Raw genomic sequence first — 3,425 nt, forward strand, 5'->3', positions numbered from 1 at the left:
TAGTAACGTGCTTTTAACTTCAAGAATAGTCTAAATCCTTAAGTTGATGGATGTGGGGTAGCACCACATGTCCCTCAAGCTAAGATTTTAAAGTACCTCCAGAACGAAATTTTTACCTCTCTACTTGTAATGTTAATAAGGGAATTAGAAGGTAGAAGTAAATCTAAATAAAACAAAAAAGGGATAAGTAGGGAAATATAGAATCTTTATATATGTGGTATTCTGAATTTTTAGATATTAAATAGAATGGAGGAAGAAAGATGATTCAATTTCCTAGAGAAGATGCCGAACAATTTTTTAGATCATATAGTATGGGTAAGTTTACAGTCAGTGAAGATGAAGGAAGGTTAATTTTTAGTACAAACTTAAATGGTCATTCTAATTTATGGGCGATGGATTTACCAAACTTATCCCCGTATCCGTTAACATATTGTAATCAAGCAAGTAATTTTATTAAAGTGGATTCTTTAAATAGATTTATTTTAGCTGGATTTGATAAAAATGGCGATGAAAATTATCATATTTATGCATTAAAACCAGAGGGTGGCGGATTGCTTGAATTGATTCCAGCAGGAGAGACAGAAAAGGATTATTATGTGCATTTAACAGAGGATGGGGAACGATTATACTATGTCACAAGTAAAGATAACCCAAGGTTCTTCAACTCACGTTGTTATAATATACGTACAAAAGAAGATACGCTTCTGTTAACTGGTGTGGAGACACCTACATATGTGGGGGCAGTGAGTCCGAATGAATCAAGTTACATTGTTTTAAAGTCATATAGTAATACGTATAATGTAGGATATGTGAAAAAGGGAGAAGAACTCATTTGTATAGTACCTTCCAGTGAGAAAGAACATACCATAGAGTCCATTTGTTATATTGATGAAAATACAGTGATTTTTGTTACAAATTATGAAGAAGAGTTTTCTTATGTAGCTTCTTTTGATTTAAATAAACAGGAATTCAAACCAATCTGTAAAATAGAGAAGGAAGATATATCCGATATAAAATGGCATACTGAAACAAAAAATGGCTACATTGTTTCGTCGAAAGGTGTTACAGATAGGTTATATAAATTTGTATGGGATAAAAAGGAATTAATTCTATTAAATTCTCCGGTAGATACGATACGTCAAATAGAAATTACCAAATCTGAAAATTTATATCTATTAGGTGAAAGTGCGACGAAAACAGCAAACATCTATTACAAGAAAAATGGAGATACAGAATGGTCAGCATTAACAAAAAACTATGTTATTGGTTTATCTGAATCTTCTTTTGTTGAACCGGATGTTATAACATATGCCTCCTTTGATGGATTAAACATAGAAGCATTATTATTCCGGGCGAAAGGAGAAGTGCAAAACGGATATACAATATTCTGGCCTCATGGTGGTCCACAAAGTGCTGAGACGAAAGATTTCAGGGCATTATTTCAATATTTATTAAGGCAGGGATATAATATTTTTGCACCAAACTTTAGAGGAAGTACAAGATATGGTTCAACATTTACAAAAATGATTGAAGGTGATTGGGGAGAAGCCCCACGCTTAGATTGTGTAGCAGGAATAGAATGGTTATTTGAACAGGGTATATCAACTCCTGATAAATTATTTGTTATGGGTGGTAGTTATGGAGGGTATATGGCCTTATTGCTCTATGGTCGTCATTCAGAGTATTTCCGTGCAGCCATTGACATTTTTGGGCCTAGCAATTTATTTAGTTTTATCGAATCTATGCCTGAAAATTGGAAACCGCTTGCAGTTAATTTAATAGGTGATATTAAGAATGATAAAGATAAGCTTATAAATGATTCACCAATTACATATTTAAATCAAATGAATAAACCACTCCTTATAATTCAGGGGGCAAATGATCCACGAGTTGTAAAGACAGAATCGGATCAAATTTTTCGAGCGCTGCAAGAAAAAGAAGTAGATGTAGAATACCTAGTACTAGACGATGAAGGACATGGATTTTCAAAAAAAGAAAATGAAATATATGTATATCGTCGCATAACAGAATTTTTAGCAAAGCATAAGTGAAATAAATGGCACCTTGGAGGGTATGGCCATCAACTTAAGAATTTTATAAGGCCCCAAAACAAAAAAATGTACATTTTTTTTTTTGGGGTATTTGCTTTTCTTAGCTTGATGGTGATGGGGTCTCGCCAACATTTCGCGAATTTCGTACGCTAAGAAATTTCTAAATTAAAACACTTGGTTCTACCATACGTTAAGAAGGTATAAGCTTACATAAAATAGAATTAATTTCGTGGTACGTAGTAATTATTAAATTCAAGGGGAGAGATAAGGATGGATACTAATAAATCGACTGATTCTGAAAACGGATTACAGCCTTTGGATATTGACATGATTGATACGGAAGGTGCGAGCGAAGGTATTAAAGTTACAATAGAACCTTACCCAGCTATGGAACCTGGAGATAGAATTGAAATTTTTTGGGATGGTCGTACACACGACTATACGATAGATGAAGATGAAGTTAATCAATCGATTGAAATTGAAATTCCATTCACTGATGCTAAAAAAATACAGAATAAAAGTGTTCCCCTATATTATCGTATTACTGATAGGGCGGGTAATATTAGTGGTCCTCCTACAGATACAGAATAAAAAACAAGGCAAGCTTCACGCTTGCCCTTTTCTATGATTTCATTATTACGGTTCTTATGTTAAAAGCCTTTTTGTATCTTGGCTTACATCCTTAGCGTACAGAATCCGCGAAATGTTGGGGCGACCCCATCGCCATCAACCTAATAAAGGGAAATACCCCCAAAACGAGAAAATTGGCATCTCCAGGTGAAAATATACATTTTTTGTTTTGGGGCAACTAGTTTCATTAGCTTGATGGGCATATTGGTGGGACCCCAAAATAGAAATTTGGGTAGGTAATCCTTCTTCTCTTAAAATAACCTTAAATATATTATAGATTTAAGAATATCAGAAAAATAAATGGTATAATTTTCTAAAACATCCTAAATAAAGTTGATTTTAGAAAAGGAGTAGAGGGGAAATGTTTCAGAAGTTCAAATTTTATTTAATCAGCCTTGTAATTAGTTCAATGTTAGGTGGGATTATCATAGGTGCTAATTTCTTGGTCCATAACATCTATTATTTAGTTGTAGGTAAAGAATTTCATTTTAATATGTGGTCTTCCATTATTATATTTAGTATCGTATTTATTTCAGGTTTCGCGTATATGTTGAAAAAGGGTCCAGATATACTTGTTAATGATTAAACCAATAGTAATTATCGTAGGCGCTACCATGATCTGGGTGGCGTCTTGTTTGTTGTTAAGGAAAGATAACAAAACTAAATTTCCTTAAAATAGAAAAATAGGCTATTCTTTCTGTAGAATCATAGGAAAGGATGGCGTTTTTTATGTCTGTTTCTGTG

General features: G+C 33.3%; 3 protein-coding genes. All 3 read left to right on the forward strand.

Going from position 1 to position 3,425, the window contains the following annotated elements:
• The first annotated feature begins 260 nt into the window (after positions 1–260).
• The 3 genes from CQZ94_RS30320 (at position 261) to CQZ94_RS30330 (ending at position 3,267) form a co-directional block, all read left to right on the forward strand.
• On the forward strand, positions 261–2,051 hold the full coding sequence (locus CQZ94_RS30320; RefSeq protein WP_105588385.1) for a S9 family peptidase: 1,791 nt from the start codon (positions 261–263) through the stop codon (positions 2,049–2,051).
• A 270-nt stretch (positions 2,052–2,321) separates the two neighbouring features.
• Positions 2,322–2,642: a hypothetical protein gene (locus tag CQZ94_RS30325; protein ID WP_105588386.1), complete on the forward strand. Its 321-nt coding sequence runs from the start codon at positions 2,322–2,324 to the stop codon at positions 2,640–2,642.
• A 400-nt stretch (positions 2,643–3,042) separates the two neighbouring features.
• A complete protein-coding gene (locus CQZ94_RS30330; RefSeq protein ID WP_098623464.1) occupies positions 3,043–3,267 on the forward strand; it encodes a hypothetical protein in 225 nt (74 codons plus the stop codon).
• Positions 3,268–3,425 lie beyond the last annotated feature (158 nt).

It is taken from the genome of Bacillus sp. MYb209 (assembly GCF_002975175.1).
Lineage (GTDB): Bacteria > Bacillota > Bacilli > Bacillales > Bacillaceae_G > Bacillus_A.